Below are 16,957 nucleotides of genomic sequence, written 5' to 3' on the forward strand. Positions count from 1 at the left end.
ACTCCAGCCCGCCGAGCCCGCCCGGAGACGTCACGATCCAACCGTGCTCCGCGATGCCGGCCCCCGGCGTCGGCCCGCTCCAGGGCGGTGACCAGAGCGTCTCCATCACGAGCTCCGTACCCGGCGCCCAGATCAAGGTCTATCGCAACGGTGTTCAGATCGGACTCGGCAGCGCTCCCCGTGTCCAGCTCAGCCAGCCGGTCGCGGTCGGGGACACCGTAGTGGTCACCCAGTCGCTGCCGCCGGCCTGCCCCGCCCACCTCGGGCTTCAGGTGACGGTGGCCTGCGTGGACCCGCCGTTCACCCACGATCCATCGGCGCTGGACCTGTTCCCGGTCGGCTCCGACGAGTACTCCGACGGGCCCGTCCACGGAAGCGTCCGCTACCCGGCGGAGGACGACGGTCCGGGACAGCCGTTCAACGCACGGCTGGCCGGGAGGGGACGGGTGCCGATCGTGGTGCTCGCCCACGGCAACCACGACCCGGCCGATCCCAGCTATCTCGGCTACGACTACTTCCAGGACAGCCTCGCCCGGATGGGGATCATCGCCGTCTCGGTCGACTGCAACGCGCTCAACGGCGGCTCGGCCGGGGTCGGCAACATCGAGGCCCGGGCCGACCTGATCATCGACTCCATCCGCCACTTCCAGACCCTCGACGCGGACGCGGGGTCCCGCTTCTTCGAACGGATCGACTTCGACCGACTGGGCCTGATGGGCCACTCCCGCGGCGGGGACGCGGTAGTCACCCTCCCGACGGTCCTCCCCCCGATCGGGGTCACCATCCTGGCCGTGCTCGCGCTGGCACCGACCAACTTCCGCTACTGGGCCGGCATGTCCACGATCGAGCCGGACGGCTACGCCTTCATGACGATCCTTCCCGCCTCGGACGGCGATGTGCGCGACAACAACGGGGCGCAGTTCTACGACCGCGCCAGGCCGAGCCCGTACAAGTCCCAGCGGTACGTGCACAGCACCAACCACAACTTCTTCAACCGTCAGTGGCTCTTCGACGAGGGTGCGACGCCGGTGGTCTCCCGAGGCGAGCACGAACGCGCCCTCGACGTCTACGGGACGGCCTTCTTCCGCTCCCGGCTACTCGGCCACGGCACGCACGTCTTCCTCGACGGGCGGCAACGGCCGGCCGGAGTCCTCACCTCCCTCGTCCAGCTGTCCTTCGCTTACGAGGGTTCCCCCACCATTGACGACCACGAGGACGGCAACGGCATCGGCACCAACTCACTCGGGCTGCCGACGGCGCAGTCCGGAGGCATGGTCGCCGACGAGTTTCCGTTCGACCAGGTGCCCGCTGCCTTCAACCAGTCCTTCTTCGGGCTGAGTGTCGGGATGGTCATGGAGCCGAAGGAGACAGGCGGGATCTTCCGCTCGTCCGTACGGTCCTTGGACTTCAGTGGTGTCGAGCTCTGGTTGCGCGTCGCTGAAGTCGCCGAGGGGCAACTGCCGTCGGACGCCACTGAGTTCCGGCTGGGGCTCGAGGACAGCACGGGGGCCAGGGCTTGGGTCGATTCCGACTCCGTGGGTGGTGTCCCGCGCCCGTTCGATCGCCCGGACATGATCAAGACCATGCTCAAGACCCTGCGGTTCCGCCCCGAGTGCTTCCTGGCCGCGAACCCTGCCCTCCGGCTTGATCGCATCCAGGCCCGGCCCTGCACATCGGCACCACGCTCGAGGTCGAGGTCGTCGAGGTGGACTCCACCCACTACCGCTTCCTTGCTTTCGACCCCGAACGCCTGGCACCGGGAGCCCGGATCGGCCTCTGCTGGAGCGGAGACCCCGAGACCGTTCGGTCGACCTCGTTCCGTTACGAGGGAGTTGGCTGAGCCGCCATCAGGCCTTGCCCGGGCGCAAGCGTTCGGACCGCCGGGAACCGGAGCGGGACGGCTCGGTCCGTGAAGGCGTGCCGTCCCCCGGCGGCGAAGCGCACGGAACCCGAGAGGGTAGCGCCGGCCGACACGATGACGAGGAGGGTCCCTCCGATGGACTGGGCCCTCCGTTTGACGTAGCACCTTCTGCCACAGCGGCTGCACCCGTGTGTAATGCGGACTGAGCCGGGTTTTTGGCCCGTGACTGGTTCGGAAGCGCTGGTCAGCAGTGGGACATCGGTGGGATGAAGTGGGAGTTTCGGCGTAAACGCAACCCCTCCTTGGGTGAGGCTCGCGAGAGGCGCCTGGCGGGCAAAAGCCCAGGCCAGGCGCCTTTTCGTGGCTTTAGAAGAAGCCGAGCCTCTTCGGGGAGTACGAGACGAGGAGGTTCTTGGTGTGCTGGCGGGGCGGGCAGCCCGGCCCCTGTGAGCACAGACCGTGGTGTGGCTCTCGGCGGCGGTGCCTACCAGTCGCCGAGGGCGAGGCGTTCGCCGAGGTTGTAGGTGCCGCCGGTCCCTTTCTTGCTGAAGCACCCCTCGTGCCCGGGAGGTTGAGCGCGCGCGGCGGAGGCGGAGTCTTCGGCTGCTGCACGGGGGCCGAGATCCCTTACGGCTGGTGACGAAGGGAATTCACGAGGTAGTAAATAGGTGAATCCCAAACTGAATCGCCGTCAATAGGCTCGGTGCGTGTATCTCGATTCTATAACGAGATCCCTGGAAAGGCCTGGACCTTTCGACGCCGAGTCTCCAACTCTCCTTCCTTTTAAGGAAAGTGATTGTTCATCAGATCGACCGCGAAAGTAACGGTCTGATATCTCGACGGCCATTCCCGTTTGCCCGAATTCTCCACCGTGCGCGTCTGGCAGGCTTCCGCCACCCACTCCTCCGACCAAGGATTTGAGGTGCGCATGACCAGACATCGCAGGAAGCGTGAACACAGACGCAAGCCCAGGGGGTTGATGTTCGCCACCGTCGCCGTGGCGTCAGCGGCGGTGATCGCGGCAGGTTTCGCCTACGCCGGCATAGGGGGTGACGCTCAGGTAGGGACGCCCGCAGGGGGCATACCCGCGCAGGCCGGGGCCGCGACGGCACCCCTCGCGCCGGCCGCCGTGCCGGCCAGGGACGAGGAGCCGGAGCCCATTGTCGGGAAGCCCGCCAACGACACTCGGCGGGGCATGGTCTACGACGGGCTCAAGGCGGCCGCCGAGGGCGACCGTTGTACGGGCGTCTACCGTACGGACGCCGGACTGTGCACCCATGGGCCCGACGCTCCGCCCAAGGGCGTGGACATCAAGGCGGACGTGGCTCCGGCCGTGCGCGCCAAGACGCCCCCGCCCGGACGCCCGCAGGACGCGCCCGCCGCCGACGCCGCCGGGGCCAGGCCCGCAGCCGCCGCGGCTCCGGAGCCGGCCGCGACGTCCGGAAGTCAGGCCGTCGCCGCGGGCCCCGCGGGTCAGACCGTCCAGTGCGACGGTGACGGCAGCACCGGCAACCGCGTGCAGGTCGTGTACGTACACGGCCCCGACCGCGACCGGTACGCCGAGTACGTCGCCTCGTTCCGCAAGTGGGCGGCCGACGCCGACCTCATCTACGCGGCGAGCGCCAAGGAGACCGGCGGTGTACGGCACATCCGCTATGTGACCGCGGCCGACTGCACGCCGACCGTGCTCAACATCGAGCTTTCGGCGTCCGCGCTCGCCGAGTTCAGCGCCACCAACAGGGCGCTCGCCGACAAGGGCCTCAACCGGCGCGACCGCAAGTACATGATCTTCGCGGACGCCAAGGTCTACTGTGGCATCGGTACCTTCGCGGGTGACGAACGACCGGGCCAGAACAACCAGAGCAACTTCGGCCCCTCCTACGGACGCACCGACGCGGGCTGCTGGGGCGGCCATACCGCGGCCCACGAACTGGGGCACAATCTCGGCGCGGTCAACAACAGCGCGCCCAACACCAGTCGCGGCGCGCACTGCACGGACGAGTACGACGTCATGTGCTACTCGGACACCCCGTACTACCCCCAGATGCGGTACGTGTGCGCCAACCAGGCGGCCGAGAACATCCTGGACTGCCATCACGACGACTACTTCCACACCAACCCCAGGGCCGGCAGCTATCTGGCCACGCACTGGAACATCGCCGACAACCAGTTCCTGATGCGGTCCGGGGGCGGCTCCGGCCCGAACCCCAGCCCGACGCCCACCCCGACGCCCACCCCGACGCCTACGCCGACACCCACCCGGCAGCCCACCGGCGGCCCGGACGTGAAGGTCGGCCAGATCCAGTCCACGGCCGCCGTCGCGAGCTGGCCCCGGGTCGAAGGCGCCGCCTGGTACCAGGTCCTGCTGAACGGCAGGCACCTGACTTGGGTCCAGTCGCAGTCGCTGCGCATCTACAACCTCCGGCCCGGCACCGAGTACAAGGTCGCCGTCTCGATCCGCGACCGGTCCGGCCGCGACAGCGGGGCAGGAAAGGCGACCTCCTTCCGTACGGCCGACGCGAGCGGCGGCACGACCACGCCCGGCAGCCGCTACACCCTCGGCAACGCGGGTACCGGCATGGCCGCCGAGGTCTGGGGCGGGCGCTCCGCCGACGGCACGGTGCTCGTCGGGGCGGGGGCCACCGGCTACGCCCAGCAGCAGTGGCTGTTCGACGACGCGGGCAGCGGCCTCGTCCGTATCCGCTCCGCCGTCTCCGGAAAGTGCCTGCAGACAGGCGGAGCCCCGGCCCAGGGCATGTGGATCGCCCAGCAGGCGTGCGGCAACGCCGCCACGCAGCGGTGGAAGCTGTCCAGCCGCAACGGAGCGATCACCGTGACCGACCCGAGCGGCGGCTACGCCCTGACGGTGAGCAACCGCCCGTACTACGGGAGCTGGCTGCTCGACATGCAGCGCACCAACGGCGGTGCGACCCAGTCGTGGACAGTCCAGAAGGTCGCCTGACTTCGGCCTGAATCTTGACGTCGATCTTCGGGTCGACCTGGCGCCGGTGGACGGCCACCGCGGCCGTTCACCGGCGCCACCGCACCGCACCCACGTACCAGGAGCACCGCAACGATGCGTACACACCGCGGATTCCGCGCCGGCACGGGCCTCGGCCTCCTGCTCATGCTCTTCGCCCAGGTCCTGGCCCTGCCGACCACTGCCCAGGCCCACGGCGACACCATCAAGGTGGTGGTGACCGGCCAGCGAGACGGTCATGTCACGACCGAGATCACCTGGGAGAACGACGGAGACGCCGTCGACGAGACCGTCGCCGCCACGGTGAACGCGACCAGCCCCGACGGATCTCGTTCCATGGGTCCGTGGCCGCTGGTCCGCGACCCCGGCACACGTACGGGCTGGAGCACCGCCGATGTCCTCACCCCCGGCACGTGGAAGGTCACCGTCGACGTGGGCTTCCCCTCCCTCGGCCATGGAGAGGGGGAGGTTTCGGTCCCCGTGGTCGACCCATCGCCGCCCGGTCCCCACACGACTCCCACCACGTCCGCTCCGGTCCCGACGACGACCGCCGCTCCGGTCCCGTCCGTGTCGGCGCCCGCGCCGTCCTCTCCCTCCGCGAGCCCGGCGGACGAGCGGGAAGACCATACGGTCGGCTGGTCCGTGGCCGCTCTGGCCGGGCTCGCCCTTCTCGGCGCCGCAGTCGGCGTGCTCGTACGGCGGACCGTGCCCCGCAGGCGTTGAACGGGCCCCGGTCGGCCAGTGCGGCTCGATCGCGGCCCAGGGGAGATGCGGCCCCCTCCCTCAACAGGGCGAGCGAGAGGCGGCTGACGGGCCAAAGCCCAGGTCAGGCGCCTCTCTTCGGGCCCCTAGAAAAAGCCGAGCTTCTTCGGTGAGTACGACACCAGCAGGTTCTTCGTGTGCTGGTGGTACAGCAGCTGCACCCGCGCTGACCTGGGGAAACGGTGCCTCGTAGGGATTTCGCGCCGGGGCTGGTCCGGAACTGGTCCGGATCTTGGTCCGGCGGGCACCCGCCCAGGCCCCGTCTCGCCTGGTGGCAGTGATTGGGGAGAGATCGTGGCCGGACGGGTCAGGTGGCGTCTGGCCGGAAGCCCGTGCAGGATCAACGTCCGGTCGCGGGCAGAGGGTCCATGGTCGTGCGTGGCGCTCAGCCCGGCACCTTCTCCGCCCTGCCGAGGTCATCGGCCGACACCTGTCCGGGTACGTCCCCGAAGTCCTCGCCCAGGCCCATTTCAGAGGATGCGCCAGGCGACGGCGTAGGGCTGGGGGAACAGAGTGATCCGGTGAGCGCTCACGACGACCTCGGTCTCCCCGGCGGGGATGTCTCGCCAGTGGACCTGCTCGACGTTGTTGACGCGGTCGAAGCCGGAACCTGTGCCCATGTTGCCGTGGCGTTCCTGACCGTCCGCGCGGACGATCAGGTCGAGGTCGTTCTGCAGGGCCGCCCCCGGGGGGTCAGTCCAGACGAGGGTCACCTTCAGCGTGCGCGCCGCTCCCTCCGGAATGGTGATGACGAAGGCGCGCTCCTCTCCCTGGTCCAGTTCCTTGGCGTCGGTGAAGCCCGCCCGGCCGGCGTCGGTCGGCAGGACGACGGCACGCATGAGGTTGACGAGGCCGAAGCCGGAGTTGTTGTTCGGCGACGGGCCCGCCTCGGTGGGGACGTACTGACCGGGCAGTTCGTCGGCGCCGTTGATCAGCATGGCCTTGATGAGCGCGGCGCTGGGCTTCGGGGTGCCGTTCTTCACAAGCGTCTCGCGCAGCACCGCCACACAGCCGGCCACCAGCGGGGTGGCCATGCTGGTACCGCTGATGAAGGAGAACGCGGGGTCCGTGGAGACACCGAAGTCCGTGATCGCCGGCGCCAGCCGAGAGCGGGCGGACAGGATCGACGTACCGGGGGCGACGACATCGGGCTTGAAGCGCCCCTCCTGGGACGGGCCCCGGCTGCTGAAGGCCGCCATCCCGCGGGGGTTGTCCGCCATCTTGTCGCCGTTGATCGGCGGGACCGGCCAACGGAACTGTCCGCCCTTGAGCTGACCGTACGTCTTGGAGATCTCGGGGCGGTGGCCCTCGCTGGCTCCCACGGTGATGACGTTCTTGGCCGCGGTCTCCCCGCTGACGGACCTCATGTTGATGCGTCCGTCCCCGTCCTGGTCCGTGCCGGAATTGCCCGCGGCGAAGAGGATGACGAACTCCCTGTTGTCCCAGACCATCCGATCGGCCTCTTTGGCGGCCTGGTTGTAGGGCAGCCCCGGGGTGATCGGGCCCCACGAATTGGTGTGGATCCGTGCCCCGTCCTCCAGGAAGGGCGGTTCGAACAGCTTGCGGAGGTTGCTCGGGATGCCGCCGAGATCACCGTTCTCGTCCATCACGGACTGCAGGACCAGTCTCGCCTCCGGCGCCGTCCCGGTGACGGGTTCGCCCATCGCCGCCGACGTGCCGTCGCCGAGGACCGAGCCCGCTACATGGGTGCCGTGCCCGTCGGGGTCGTCCGCCCGCGGGGGGCTGGTACGGCCCAGGGCGACCAGCCGCTTGACCCGGCCGGTGAAGGCGGGGTGCACATTGGTGTTCAAGCCCTTGTCGAAGCCGGTGTCGGCGACGCACACGATCTGGCCCTCGCCCCGGAACTTCGTGCCGTTGAGTGACACGTGGGCGTTGAGCAGGGTGCCCGAGACCGTGTTGTACAGGACCCGCTCGGGAACCTCCTCGATCTGCTTCACCTCGTCGAGCGAGGCGAGGGCGGACAGGTCCTCGTCGCGGATCGTGATGCGGACCTTCTCGCCGTCGGGCTGTACGTCGCCGTGGCTGACTCCGGCCGCCGCCGCGATCCGGTCCCTCAGTCCGTCCTCGCTCATGTCGACGTCCTCGTGCAGGACGATGTCGACGAGGCGGGGCCGCGGACCCCCACCGCCCAGAGGCTCGGCCAGTTCGGCGACGCCCGTGCGCAGCCGGGTCGACCGGAGAGACTGGCCGATCTTGAAGCCCTTGAGGTACACGTCCGCCCAGGCCACGAAGGGCAGTGCGCGTACGGCGTCCAGATCGCTCGGCCGGTAGCCGCACAGATAGGTGTCGTCCGGAACATATTCCTGGATCACCACGCCGAGCTCCGAGAGTTGTTCCTTCTCTTCGGCTGTGGGTGGGTGTGTGGTCTGTACGAGCAGATAGTTGGACGCGGAGGCGTCCTCGGACACCAGCGATGCGGCGACCATCTCATCGGACTGGACCAGTGGGTCCACCGTCACGCCGTTGATGGTGATACGGGCCATGCTGAACTCCCGGTGGATGTGGGGGGATGCTGACCGGCGCGCACCCGGCAGCCGTGGCGCGCCCCGGCGCAGGCCGCGCCGATGCCCACATGGCCGAAGCCCGTCTGGACCGATGGCACGCCGGGCTGCGTGGTTGTTCCGTTCGGCGATCACGCTAGGCGGGCGACCGTCCCCCTGCACTCCGAGCCCGCCCGGAGACCCCCATCCGGGCTCGGCATTGCTCCGGCAGGGCGCTCGACCACAGCGCCGGCCTGGGCATCCGCGCCTGTGCGGGGCGCGCGGAGGCGTGGTCTGTGGTGTCCCCTGATGTTCCGGAGCGGGGCGAACTCGAAGTTCTGGTCGCTGCTCGTGCCGGGGGTGCTGTTGGGGCCGTCCGAGACGGGCCGGATCGCCGAGAGGCGGCGCCGAACTGATCGAGCTCTTGCAGGTGCTCGACGGAATGGCTGGGTTTGGCCCTTCAGTCATCCAGCGTGACCGTGCCCGTGGCGCCGTCGACGGTGAGCAGCTGACCGTTGCGGATGCGTGTGGTGGCGTCCGTGACGCAGATGACAGCCGGGATGCCGTACTCGCGGGCGACCGTCGGGCCGTGTGCCATCACGGCGCCGGTCTCCGTGACGAGGCCGCCGGCCGTGAGGAACAGCGGGGTCCAGCCCGGGTCGGTCGTCGAGGCGACGAGGATCTCCCCGGGTTCGATGGACGCGTCGGCGAGGTCACGGACCACACGGGCGCGGCCGGTGACGCGGCCGGAGGCTGCGCCCGTACCGGTGAGCGTCCGGCCGTCGGACGGTGGGACCGGCAGGAGCGTCTCCACATCCGTACCGTCCGAGAGGAGGGCAACCGGAACCGTGCGCCGGCGTAGTTCGCGCTCGTACGTCGCACGCCGGGCGGCGATCGTGTCACCAAGGTCGGTACCGGTCTCCACTACGGTCCGCAGCTCGGGGAGTTCGAGGAACATGACGTCTCCAGCGTCCGCGAGCAAGCCCTTCGCCTGCAACTCCGCACCGATCAGGAGCAGGTGGCGGCGACGGTCGCGCAGGGCGTAGAGCCCGGCGAACTTGCCCGCCTCGCGCAGCCCGGACAACTCTCGTGAGCGGCGCAGGAAGAAGCCGGTGAGGCGGCCACGCAGCGCCTGCTTGCGGCGGGCCCGCAGGGTGAGGTCGGTGAGCATCGACTCCGCCCGGTCCGCGGCGCGGGCGAACCGATGGTCGGGGGCCTGCTCGGGGTCGGTGACCCGCAGGTAGTTGGCGAGCATCGTGAACACCGGCGTCGGGTTCTCGGCCCAGCGCGGGACGCCGACGTCGACTTCGGCGGCCGACCGGGTGCCGTACCGCTGGAGGAACTCGGCGAGGCCGAAGTCCCGGAGGTTGCCCGCCAGGTGGGCCTCGGCGAGTTCCGATGAGGGGGTGTGGAGCAGCGTCTCCCGGTGGGGCTCCGCCCGCCGGGCGACCTCCCACAGCGCGAGGTCCATCTCGATCGTCACGTTGTGCGGCATGCCGCCGAGGACCGTGTGGATCTCGTCCTCGCTCGCGATGCCCTTGAGCAGTGGCGGCAGTGCGGCGGATACGGCGAGTCCGCTGACGACGGGCCAGATGATCGCGTCGGCGAGCGTGCTCGACTCGGCGTCCCGCTCGACCAGGTCCAGCAGCTCCGCCGTCGTGGCCGGATCGGTGACCGGCTGCCGGTGGAGGCGTTCGATCTCCCCGAAGACGCGGGCCCGCGCCCGTGCCGGACGGGCCAGCGCTGCGAGGATCCCGGCGGCCGCTTTCGGGCCGGCCTTCATGGCAGCGGCGTTGCGCTTACGGGGAGTCTTCCGCGGCGCGAACCGCGGATCGTCCAGGAGGTGCTCCACCGCCTTCTGCGCACGCGGCCCGAAGTCGACCGCCATCAGCTTGACGAGCCGCTGCCTCGTCGAGGGGTCGCGCAGCGCGTCTGTCAGGTCGCCGTACAGCCGCCCGCCGATGTCGACGATCTCGACCGTCAGGCCGAACGCCGCGAGCATGCCCGCCAGCATCGACTTCAGCGTCGACATGCCCATCGGTGTCGCGGGCTGCAGCATGCCCTGGACGTGGCCGAACTCGACGTACAGCCGCGTGCCCGGCTTGTCGCTCGGCGGGGGCACCGGGAAGAGGGTGGTGATCGGGCGTGCCTGCAGCAGCCACAGCGTGCCGTCGCGGTCATAGGCCCACTCGATGTCCTGTTCCGTGCCGAGCTGGTCCCTGATCCGCTCACCGGCGGCGCGCAGTTCCTTGCGGCGGGCCGGAGTGAGGCAGCCGCGCTCCTCGTCCCGTGTGCCGTCGAGCACGTAGTGGTCGGCCGAGGCCGTCCCGTCGACGACCGCCGTCCCGAGGCCCGGCGCGGCGTCGACCACGCTCGCGCTGCGTGAGCCGGTCAGTGGGTCGGCGGTGAACAGCACACCCGCTACGTCGGCGTCGACCATGCGCTGCACGACGACCGCCATCCGTACGGAATCGTGCGGGATGCCGTTGGTCTCGCGGTAGGCGGTCGCGCGCTCGGAGTGCAGCGAGGACCAGCAGGCCTCGATCGCCTCGATCAGCGCCTCCTCGCCCGTGATGCCGAGGTACGTGTCCTGCTGGCCGGCGAAGCTCGCGTGCGGCAGGTCCTCGGCGGTGGCGCTGGAGCGGACCGCGACCGGTCCGCCGCCGAGGCGTTCGTACGCCGCCAGCACCCTGCCGCGCGGCACCTCCCCGCTCCCGTACGCCTCGGTCGTCACGCAGAAGCCGTCCGGCACCCGCTCGCCGAGCCGGATCAGTCCGGCGAGACCGGCGGCCTTGCCGCCCACCAGCTCCTGCTGCCCGCTGCCGATCGCCGTCAGCTCGAGCACGTCCATACGGCCACCTCTTCCGAGTCGACCACGTCCTCCATGACCGACCGCACCAGTTTCCAATACGACTGCAATGTATAGCCATGACAATACAGGTGCAATGTAAAGTGGGCGCATGCCCCGCAAGGTCGACCACCGTGAACGCCGAGAGCTGCTCGCCGACGCACTGATGCGGCTTGCCGCCACGCAAGGGCTGGAAGGCGTGAGCCTGCGCCAGGTGGCGGCCGAAGCGGGTGTGTCGACCGGGATGGTGCAGCACTACTTCCGTACCAAGGACGAGATGATGACGTTCGCGCTCGGCATGGTCGCGGACCGGATCCGCGCCCGCTCCGAGGCGGCGGCCGCGCCCGCGACACCGCGCGAACTCGTCCGCGGTGTCCTGCTTCAGATCCTGCCGCTCGACGAGACCCGGCGGCTCGAGGGCCACGTCGGGCTCGCGTTCCTCGCGTACGCCGCGGTGAAGCCGGCGATCCAGGCAGGACTGCGCGAGGACTCGCGCGGGATGCGCGGTTTCGTCGCACAGCAGCTGCGGGCGGCCGGAGCGGACGGCACCGACCCTGAACTCGCGGCGATCGGACTGATGGCACTCGTCGACGGCCTCGGGATCCAACTCCTGTCACGGCAGTACGCAGAGAAGGACGCTGTTGCCGCGCTGGACGCCCAACTCGCCCTGCTCTTCGGCTCATGCCGGCTTCACTGATCGAGGCCCACACTCATGCCGATGCCCTCGCCCGGGGGCCCGACGAGGTCCCAGAGGTGGAAGCCGGCGGAGCCTGCAGTGGCGACGGGCACGTTGCCGGTCATCCGGGCCACCTCCATTCGGTGATCCCGGCGGGGTCCACCCCGGTGCTTCGGAGTTCGCGCCGCAGTTCGTCGCGGTGGTGGGCGTAGCGCTCGGCGAGCTGCCGATTCCGGCCGGACGGCGGGCCGAGGTGGCGCAGGAGGGTGATGGCGAGGTCGTGGCGGCTGGTTCCGTTGAGGGCGAGAAGGTCGTACGGGGTGGTGGTCGTGCCCTCCTCGACGTATCCGCGGACGTGGAACCGTGGGGGCGGCCGTGCAGGAGCTGGTGCACGGCCGACGGGTAGCCGTGGAAGTCGAGGACGACCGGTGTCTCCTCGCCGAAGAGGGCACGGAACTGCTCGTCCGGCATCCCGTTGGGGTGGCGGTCCGGCGGGGCGAGGGAGCACAGGTCGACGATGTTCACGAAGCGGATCCGGGCGTCCGGCAGGTCGCGGCGCAGGAGGTCGGCCGCTGCGAGGGATTCGACGGTCGGGATGCCCCCGGCGCAGGCCAGGACGGCTTCGGGTGGTCCGCCGCCGGCCGTGCCGGCCCATGCCCACTCGGAGGCGCCGGCGTCGCAGTGCGCGCGAGCGGTGCCGAGGTCGAGCCACTGGGCGGCGTCGTGCTTGCCGGCCACGACCGCGTTGATCTTCCCGGTCTCGTCGAGAAGGCGTTCCATGGTGACGAGCAGGGTGTTGGCGTCGGGCGGCGGGTAGACGCCGGTCACGGTGCTCTTGCGGTCGAGCAGGTTGCTGATGAATCCGGGGCCCTGGTGGCTGTAGCCATTGTGTTCCTGGCGCCACCCTTCGCTGCTGAGGAGGTAGGTGATGCTGCTGACCGGAGCCCGCCAGGGGACCTCGCGGGACATCTTCAGCCACTTCGCGTACTGGTTGGCCATGCTGTCGACGATCGATGCGAACGCCTCGTACGTGGGGAAGAGGCCGTGCCGGCCGGTGAGCAGGTAAGCCTGCAGCCAGCCGTGGCAGTTGTGCTCGGACAGCACCTCCATCACGCGGCCGTCCCGGGCCAGGTCCTCGGCGTACTCCTCGACGGGCTAGGCGTAGCCGCGGCCGCTGGCCGACAGGACCGCATCGAGCTTGTTCGAGGCCGGCTCGTCCGGGGAGAAGATACGGAAGTCCCTGCGGGTGTCCGTCGCTTCCATGAGATCGGCCAGCCACTCACCCAGCACCCGGGTGGGGCTTGCCGTCGCCGACCCCGGACCCTCGGGCAGCGGTACGGCGTGCGGTTCGAGAGAGGGGAGCGGAAGCGGCTCACGGAGCCGCCCTCCGTTCGCCGCCGGCTGCCTGCCGATCCGAGCGTCCGGCTCGGGGACACCGATCAGTACCTCGGCCGTCGGCCGTCCCTCGGCGTCGAACAAGTCCTGGGGACGGTAGGACCGCGGCCAGGACTCCAGGGTCTTGAACTGTTCGTGGTTCTCGCTTGCGTCGGGCAGGGGCACCTGGTGTGCATGGAAGGTGCCCTCGATGACCGTTCCTCCGACCTCTGCGGGTGCTCCCTGTCCCTTGAGGCTGCGGAGCACGATCAAAGGCCAGGCGGGGCGTACGGGCAGGTCGCCCGCGCGGGCCCTGCGTTGGAGGCCGCGGATGGTGTCGTGGGCGTCGAGGACGGCGGCGGTGAGGGGATCCGCGGGCGGGTCGTCGGTGACGTCCACGATGAGGGGGTCCCAGCCGTAGCCGCGGAACAGGGAGGCGAGTTCGGCGTCGGTCATCGTCGCGAAGATCGTCGGGGAGGAGATCTTGTAGCCGTTGAGGTGGAGAATCGGCAGGACCGTTCCAGAGGTCACCGGGTCGAGGTACCTGGTGGAGTGCCAAGCTCCCGCGGTGGGCCCGGTCTCCGCCTCCCCGTCGCCGACGATGCACGCCACGATCCGGTCGGGGGCGTCCAGGGCGGCACCGAACGCGGTCGCCAGGGCGTAGCCGAGCTCCCCGCCCTCATGCAGGGTGCCCGGTACCGAAGGGGAGAGGTGGCTGGGGAAGCCGTCCGGAGCAACCTCGACGCCGACCCGCGGTCCGCGTACTGGAAGGACCGGGACCTGGCACGGCTCGCCAAGGGCAGCGACACCCCGCTCCTCTTCACGCAGGGCTTCATCGAGTCCAACACCAAGCCCGAGGAGATGCAGGAGTGTCTCGGGCTCAAGGAGGTCATGTCCTTCTACGGCCAGCATCTGAAGGGCATCGAGCCGAAGACCGCCTATCCCGCGTACGCGATCCAGGACGGCGACGGATCCTGGCGCGCGCAGGAAACCTGGCCCGTCGTGGACCGGACCGCCGAGGTCGCGCTGCGTGACGGCTCGTACGTCGATGGCGGCGCACCCGGCGACAAGGCCTCGTACTTCACCTGGTCGGGGCCGGTCGAGCGGGGACGTCCGGATCACCGGCACGCCGCGGATCGAGATGGACACCGCGGGCCACGGCAACGTCATGGTCAAGCTGTACGACGTCGCGAAGGGCGGCTCGGCCGTGATGTTCGACGAGCAGGTCGCGCTCGTGGACTCCTCGGGACGCGTGGCCGTGGATCTCAAGTCGACCGACTGGACCCTGGCGGCCGGGCACCGGCTGGCCGTGGAGATCGGCACCGTGCAGGACGGGATGTGGGTCGACACCCCCAGTGGCGAAGGCATCGAGGTGACCGACGCGCGGCTGCGGCTGAGCGTCGACGACCCCGCTGACGACAAGGCCACCGAGGGTGAGCGCACGCCGTACCTCGACACGTATCTGAAGGCCAACACGAAGCAACTCGCCTTGAGGCCGGGGACGTTCACGATGCCTTCGGCCCGCGGCTGACACCGAACCGGGCGTTGCGGTCCCCCACGGAAGGAAGGACCGTGGAATCCATCAAGGCCCTCGACGAGTTGGCCCACCGGCTGCGGAGGGGGTGGGTCCGGATCGCGCGGTCGGCAGGCGAGCGCGCGGGCGGTGCGAGCGATCGGCGCGGCCATGGCGAGCAGGGTCCGGAGGCGTTCGCCGGGGACCTCGCCCGGCCGACCGCGAACGCCTCGGTGCGCGCCCTGCTCGCCTTCGAGGCCGACCGCGCACCCTCGACGGCCACGAGAGTCTGTTCGCCGGGTACGCGCCGGTGGAGTTCCTCGCCCCGGTCCGCGGCGGTGACGTCGTCGAGGTGGAGGCGCGCCTGGCGTCGAAGGGTAGGCGCAGCCGGACCGTCGACTTCGAGCTGCGGATCATCTGCCGATCCGTCGACGACAGCGGCCGGGCCGAGGCGCTTGCCGAACCCGTAGTCGCCACCCGTGCCCGAGGGACGGCCGTCGTTCCGGCCGATGTGGCAACTGCGGCGGGGTGATCGTCGGGGCGATGTCGGCCAACGATGAGCAGCCCCCGAGCCGGTCCGCTTCCTTCCTAGTGCGCGCCTCCTGCTGCACTCACGTGTTCGACGTCGGCGTGAACCTCCCCGGTGCTGATGGGGCCACTCAGGGGGCAGCATCATTGCCCGACTGCATGCGTATGGAAGTCATGAAGGCCCTCCGGCCTCCGAGGCGGTGCCGCTCCGTTGACCTGATCGGACGCAGCGTCATGGGTTCTCTCGTCACTCCACAGCGCGGCCGATGAGTTTGTGGGTCCCGGCTGGTCCAAGCTCGTGACACCCCTAGGAAAGGACACCGCCATGTCGGAGCTTCTCGTCGACTTCATCACCTCCCTCGACGGTTACGCGTCTGGAGAGGGGTGGCCCGGGTTCTGGGGCCTCGAGGGCCCGGAGTACCTCGCATGGCTCGGCGATCAGCCCGAGGTCACCTACCTGATGGGAGCGAACACCTATCGTCTGATGTCGGGCTTCGCCGCAGGCGAGGTCCCGAATGGCCAAGACGAGTTCAGGCCCGAAGAAGAGGCATCCGTCGACGAGCTCACGCAAGCGTCCAAGGTGGTGTTCTCCTCCTCACTGGCGGAGCCACTGACGTGGGCCAACTCCACGCTCGTCCGCGACGACGCCGTCGAGGCGGTCCGCGCCATGAAGTCGAGCGGCTCGGGGCTCCTCAGCACGATCGGCAGCCTCAGCCTGAGCCGGTCCCTGCTACGTGCCGGACTCGTCGACCGATTCCGGGTCGTGATGTTCCCGGTGATCACCGGGGCCACGGGCGAAGAACGCATCTACGACGGCTATCCGGACGTTGCCCTCGAGATGATCGAGCACCGCACCTTCGACGGCAGCATCCAGCTGGTCGAGTACAAGCCCCGCGTGCTCGAGCACCCGCCGCTCCCCGTCCCTGCGTGAGGTCGCCCCGTCCGCCGGTCTGGACGGCCCGCCAGGCCGGCGCACCGGCGGACGCGGAGCGAGACCCAATCGGGGGGCGAACGGCCAACGTCAGGACGCCCGGTCCAGGGCTGGCTTGGCGGTCAGGTAGCCGCGTGGCTCGCTGGCCAGAATCCTGGTGGGACAACCTCGGCTGAGCGGACTGGCGCCGGTGGGCCGCGTTGCGGTTCCCATGCGAACTCCGGCTGCGAGCGGTCTGGTTGTGGGAGGATCAGGTCGAGCGCCGGCGTCCTCTTGAAGGTTGGCAGGAGGTCCTCCGGCCGCTGGTGCTTCGTATGCCTGGGGGAGGGGCGGGAGCAGTCGGGGATGCTGAGGTCGTGTCGATCAGTCGGCGTCCGGTCGGCGTCGTTTCTGGAGGACGTCCCGCACCTGGTTCGGCCTCGTCTGATGTTGGTCAAGGTCACCATGGCTTCGGCCCCGCACGCACAGCTCCAGAGCCACCGGTCGCTGGTTCTTCCGGGATCGGTCTCCAGGGGTTCGAGCCCGGCCTGGCGGACCGCGGCGGCGGCCTTCGCCGGATCAGTCCGGCCGCGGTCCGGGGACACTTCTTACACCCAGTCGTTCCCTGACCGGACGAAGGACAGACGCGTCATGACGTCGTTCCCACAGGAACAGCGGCAGCGCCACGGGTCCGTGGCTCGGCCGGGGTAGGGCTCCAGCGGCTCGAACCCGGCCGCCCGCGTGTCGGCCGCGCACGCCGCGCGGTCGAGCGGTGCCCTACCCGCGCAGTGGCCGCAACGGTGCCTGCGGCCCTTGACCCCGGACGGGCTGCCCAGAACCCCTTCCATGCCGCGTTTGTCGCCAGGTGGGGGACGTCACCGACTGCGATGTCCAGCCGTGGTCGGACGAACCGCGGGGTACCGGCGTCCATCGCGCGGAGGGACCGGCCCGTGGCAGGGCGGCTGGAAGGCCGCGCGAGTGGGGAGGGGATGGTACGACCCGCG

General features: G+C 69.9%; 9 protein-coding genes and 1 pseudogene. 7 read left to right on the top strand and 3 right to left on the bottom strand.

Going from position 1 to position 16,957, the window contains the following annotated elements:
• Positions 1 to 53 precede the first annotated feature (53 nt).
• The 3 genes from ACF09C_RS29175 (at position 54) to ACF09C_RS29185 (ending at position 5,564) form a co-directional block, all read left to right on the top strand.
• On the top strand, positions 54 to 1,913 hold the full coding sequence (locus tag ACF09C_RS29175) for a hypothetical protein (protein ID WP_392095761.1): 1,860 nt from the start codon (positions 54 to 56) through the stop codon (positions 1,911 to 1,913).
• An 876-nt stretch (positions 1,914 to 2,789) separates the two neighbouring features.
• Positions 2,790 to 4,823: an RICIN domain-containing protein gene (locus ACF09C_RS29180; RefSeq protein WP_392095763.1), complete on the top strand. Its 2,034-nt coding sequence runs from the start codon at positions 2,790 to 2,792 to the stop codon at positions 4,821 to 4,823.
• Positions 4,824 to 4,937: 114 nt separating this feature from the next.
• On the top strand, positions 4,938 to 5,564 hold the full coding sequence (locus ACF09C_RS29185; protein WP_392095765.1) for a hypothetical protein: 627 nt from the start codon (positions 4,938 to 4,940) through the stop codon (positions 5,562 to 5,564).
• Positions 5,565 to 6,073: 509 nt separating this feature from the next.
• On the opposite strand, the gene ACF09C_RS29190 is transcribed toward ACF09C_RS29185, so the two are convergent.
• Together ACF09C_RS29190 and ACF09C_RS29195 are read right to left on the bottom strand one after the other, a co-directional pair.
• Entirely contained in the window at positions 6,074 to 8,107 is a 2,034-nt protein-coding gene (locus ACF09C_RS29190) for a S8 family serine peptidase (RefSeq protein ID WP_392095767.1), read from the bottom strand.
• Between the two features lie 457 nt (positions 8,108 to 8,564).
• Positions 8,565 to 10,955: a PEP/pyruvate-binding domain-containing protein gene (locus tag ACF09C_RS29195; RefSeq protein WP_392095769.1), complete on the bottom strand. Its 2,391-nt coding sequence runs from the start codon at positions 10,953 to 10,955 to the stop codon at positions 8,565 to 8,567.
• Between the two features lie 109 nt (positions 10,956 to 11,064).
• Here ACF09C_RS29195 and ACF09C_RS29200 point away from each other — a divergent pair, with 109 nt between their 5' ends.
• Positions 11,065 to 11,649 carry a TetR/AcrR family transcriptional regulator gene (locus tag ACF09C_RS29200; protein ID WP_392095771.1) on the top strand — a complete coding sequence of 195 codons (585 nt, stop codon included), beginning with the start codon at positions 11,065 to 11,067 and terminating at the stop codon, positions 11,647 to 11,649.
• Between the two features lie 100 nt (positions 11,650 to 11,749).
• Here the strand turns inward: ACF09C_RS29200 and ACF09C_RS29205 are convergent.
• A pseudogene (locus ACF09C_RS29205) lies at positions 11,750 to 14,172 on the bottom strand (phosphoketolase).
• Here ACF09C_RS29205 and ACF09C_RS29210 point away from each other — a divergent pair.
• From ACF09C_RS29210 to ACF09C_RS29220, 3 genes are all read left to right on the top strand, one after another.
• Entirely contained in the window at positions 14,144 to 14,533 is a 390-nt protein-coding gene (locus tag ACF09C_RS29210) for a hypothetical protein (RefSeq protein WP_392095773.1), read from the top strand. The pseudogene ACF09C_RS29205 and the gene ACF09C_RS29210 overlap by 29 nt on opposite strands.
• A gap of 292 nt (positions 14,534 to 14,825) precedes the next feature.
• Positions 14,826 to 15,047 (top strand): hotdog domain-containing protein, encoded by a 222-nt coding sequence (locus tag ACF09C_RS29215; protein WP_392095774.1) that lies wholly within the window; start codon positions 14,826 to 14,828, stop codon positions 15,045 to 15,047.
• Positions 15,048 to 15,368: 321 nt separating this feature from the next.
• Complete coding sequence (locus tag ACF09C_RS29220; RefSeq protein WP_392095776.1) at positions 15,369 to 15,974, top strand: dihydrofolate reductase family protein; 606 nt, start codon at positions 15,369 to 15,371, stop codon at positions 15,972 to 15,974.
• The last annotated feature ends 983 nt before the right edge of the window (positions 15,975 to 16,957 follow it).

Source organism: Streptomyces sp. NPDC014870 (genome assembly GCF_043081505.1).
GTDB lineage: Bacteria > Actinomycetota > Actinomycetes > Streptomycetales > Streptomycetaceae > Streptomyces.

Bases quoted from the DNA above. Each gene is read 5' to 3' on its own strand.
- ACF09C_RS29180 (WP_392095763.1), top strand. From the start codon at position 2,790: ATGACCAGACATCGCAGGAAGCGTGAACACAGACGCAAGCCCAGGGGG.
- ACF09C_RS29175 (WP_392095761.1), top strand. From the start codon at position 54: ATGCCGGCCCCCGGCGTCGGCCCGCTCCAGGGCGGTGACCAGAGCGTC.
- ACF09C_RS29190 (WP_392095767.1), bottom strand. From the start codon at position 8,107: ATGGCCCGTATCACCATCAACGGCGTGACGGTGGACCCACTGGTCCAG.
- ACF09C_RS29185 (WP_392095765.1), top strand. From the start codon at position 4,938: ATGCGTACACACCGCGGATTCCGCGCCGGCACGGGCCTCGGCCTCCTG.
- ACF09C_RS29220 (WP_392095776.1), top strand. From the start codon at position 15,369: ATGTCGGAGCTTCTCGTCGACTTCATCACCTCCCTCGACGGTTACGCG.
- ACF09C_RS29210 (WP_392095773.1), top strand. From the start codon at position 14,144: ATGGACACCGCGGGCCACGGCAACGTCATGGTCAAGCTGTACGACGTC.
- ACF09C_RS29195 (WP_392095769.1), bottom strand. From the start codon at position 10,955: ATGGACGTGCTCGAGCTGACGGCGATCGGCAGCGGGCAGCAGGAGCTG.
- ACF09C_RS29200 (WP_392095771.1), top strand. From the start codon at position 11,065: ATGCCCCGCAAGGTCGACCACCGTGAACGCCGAGAGCTGCTCGCCGAC.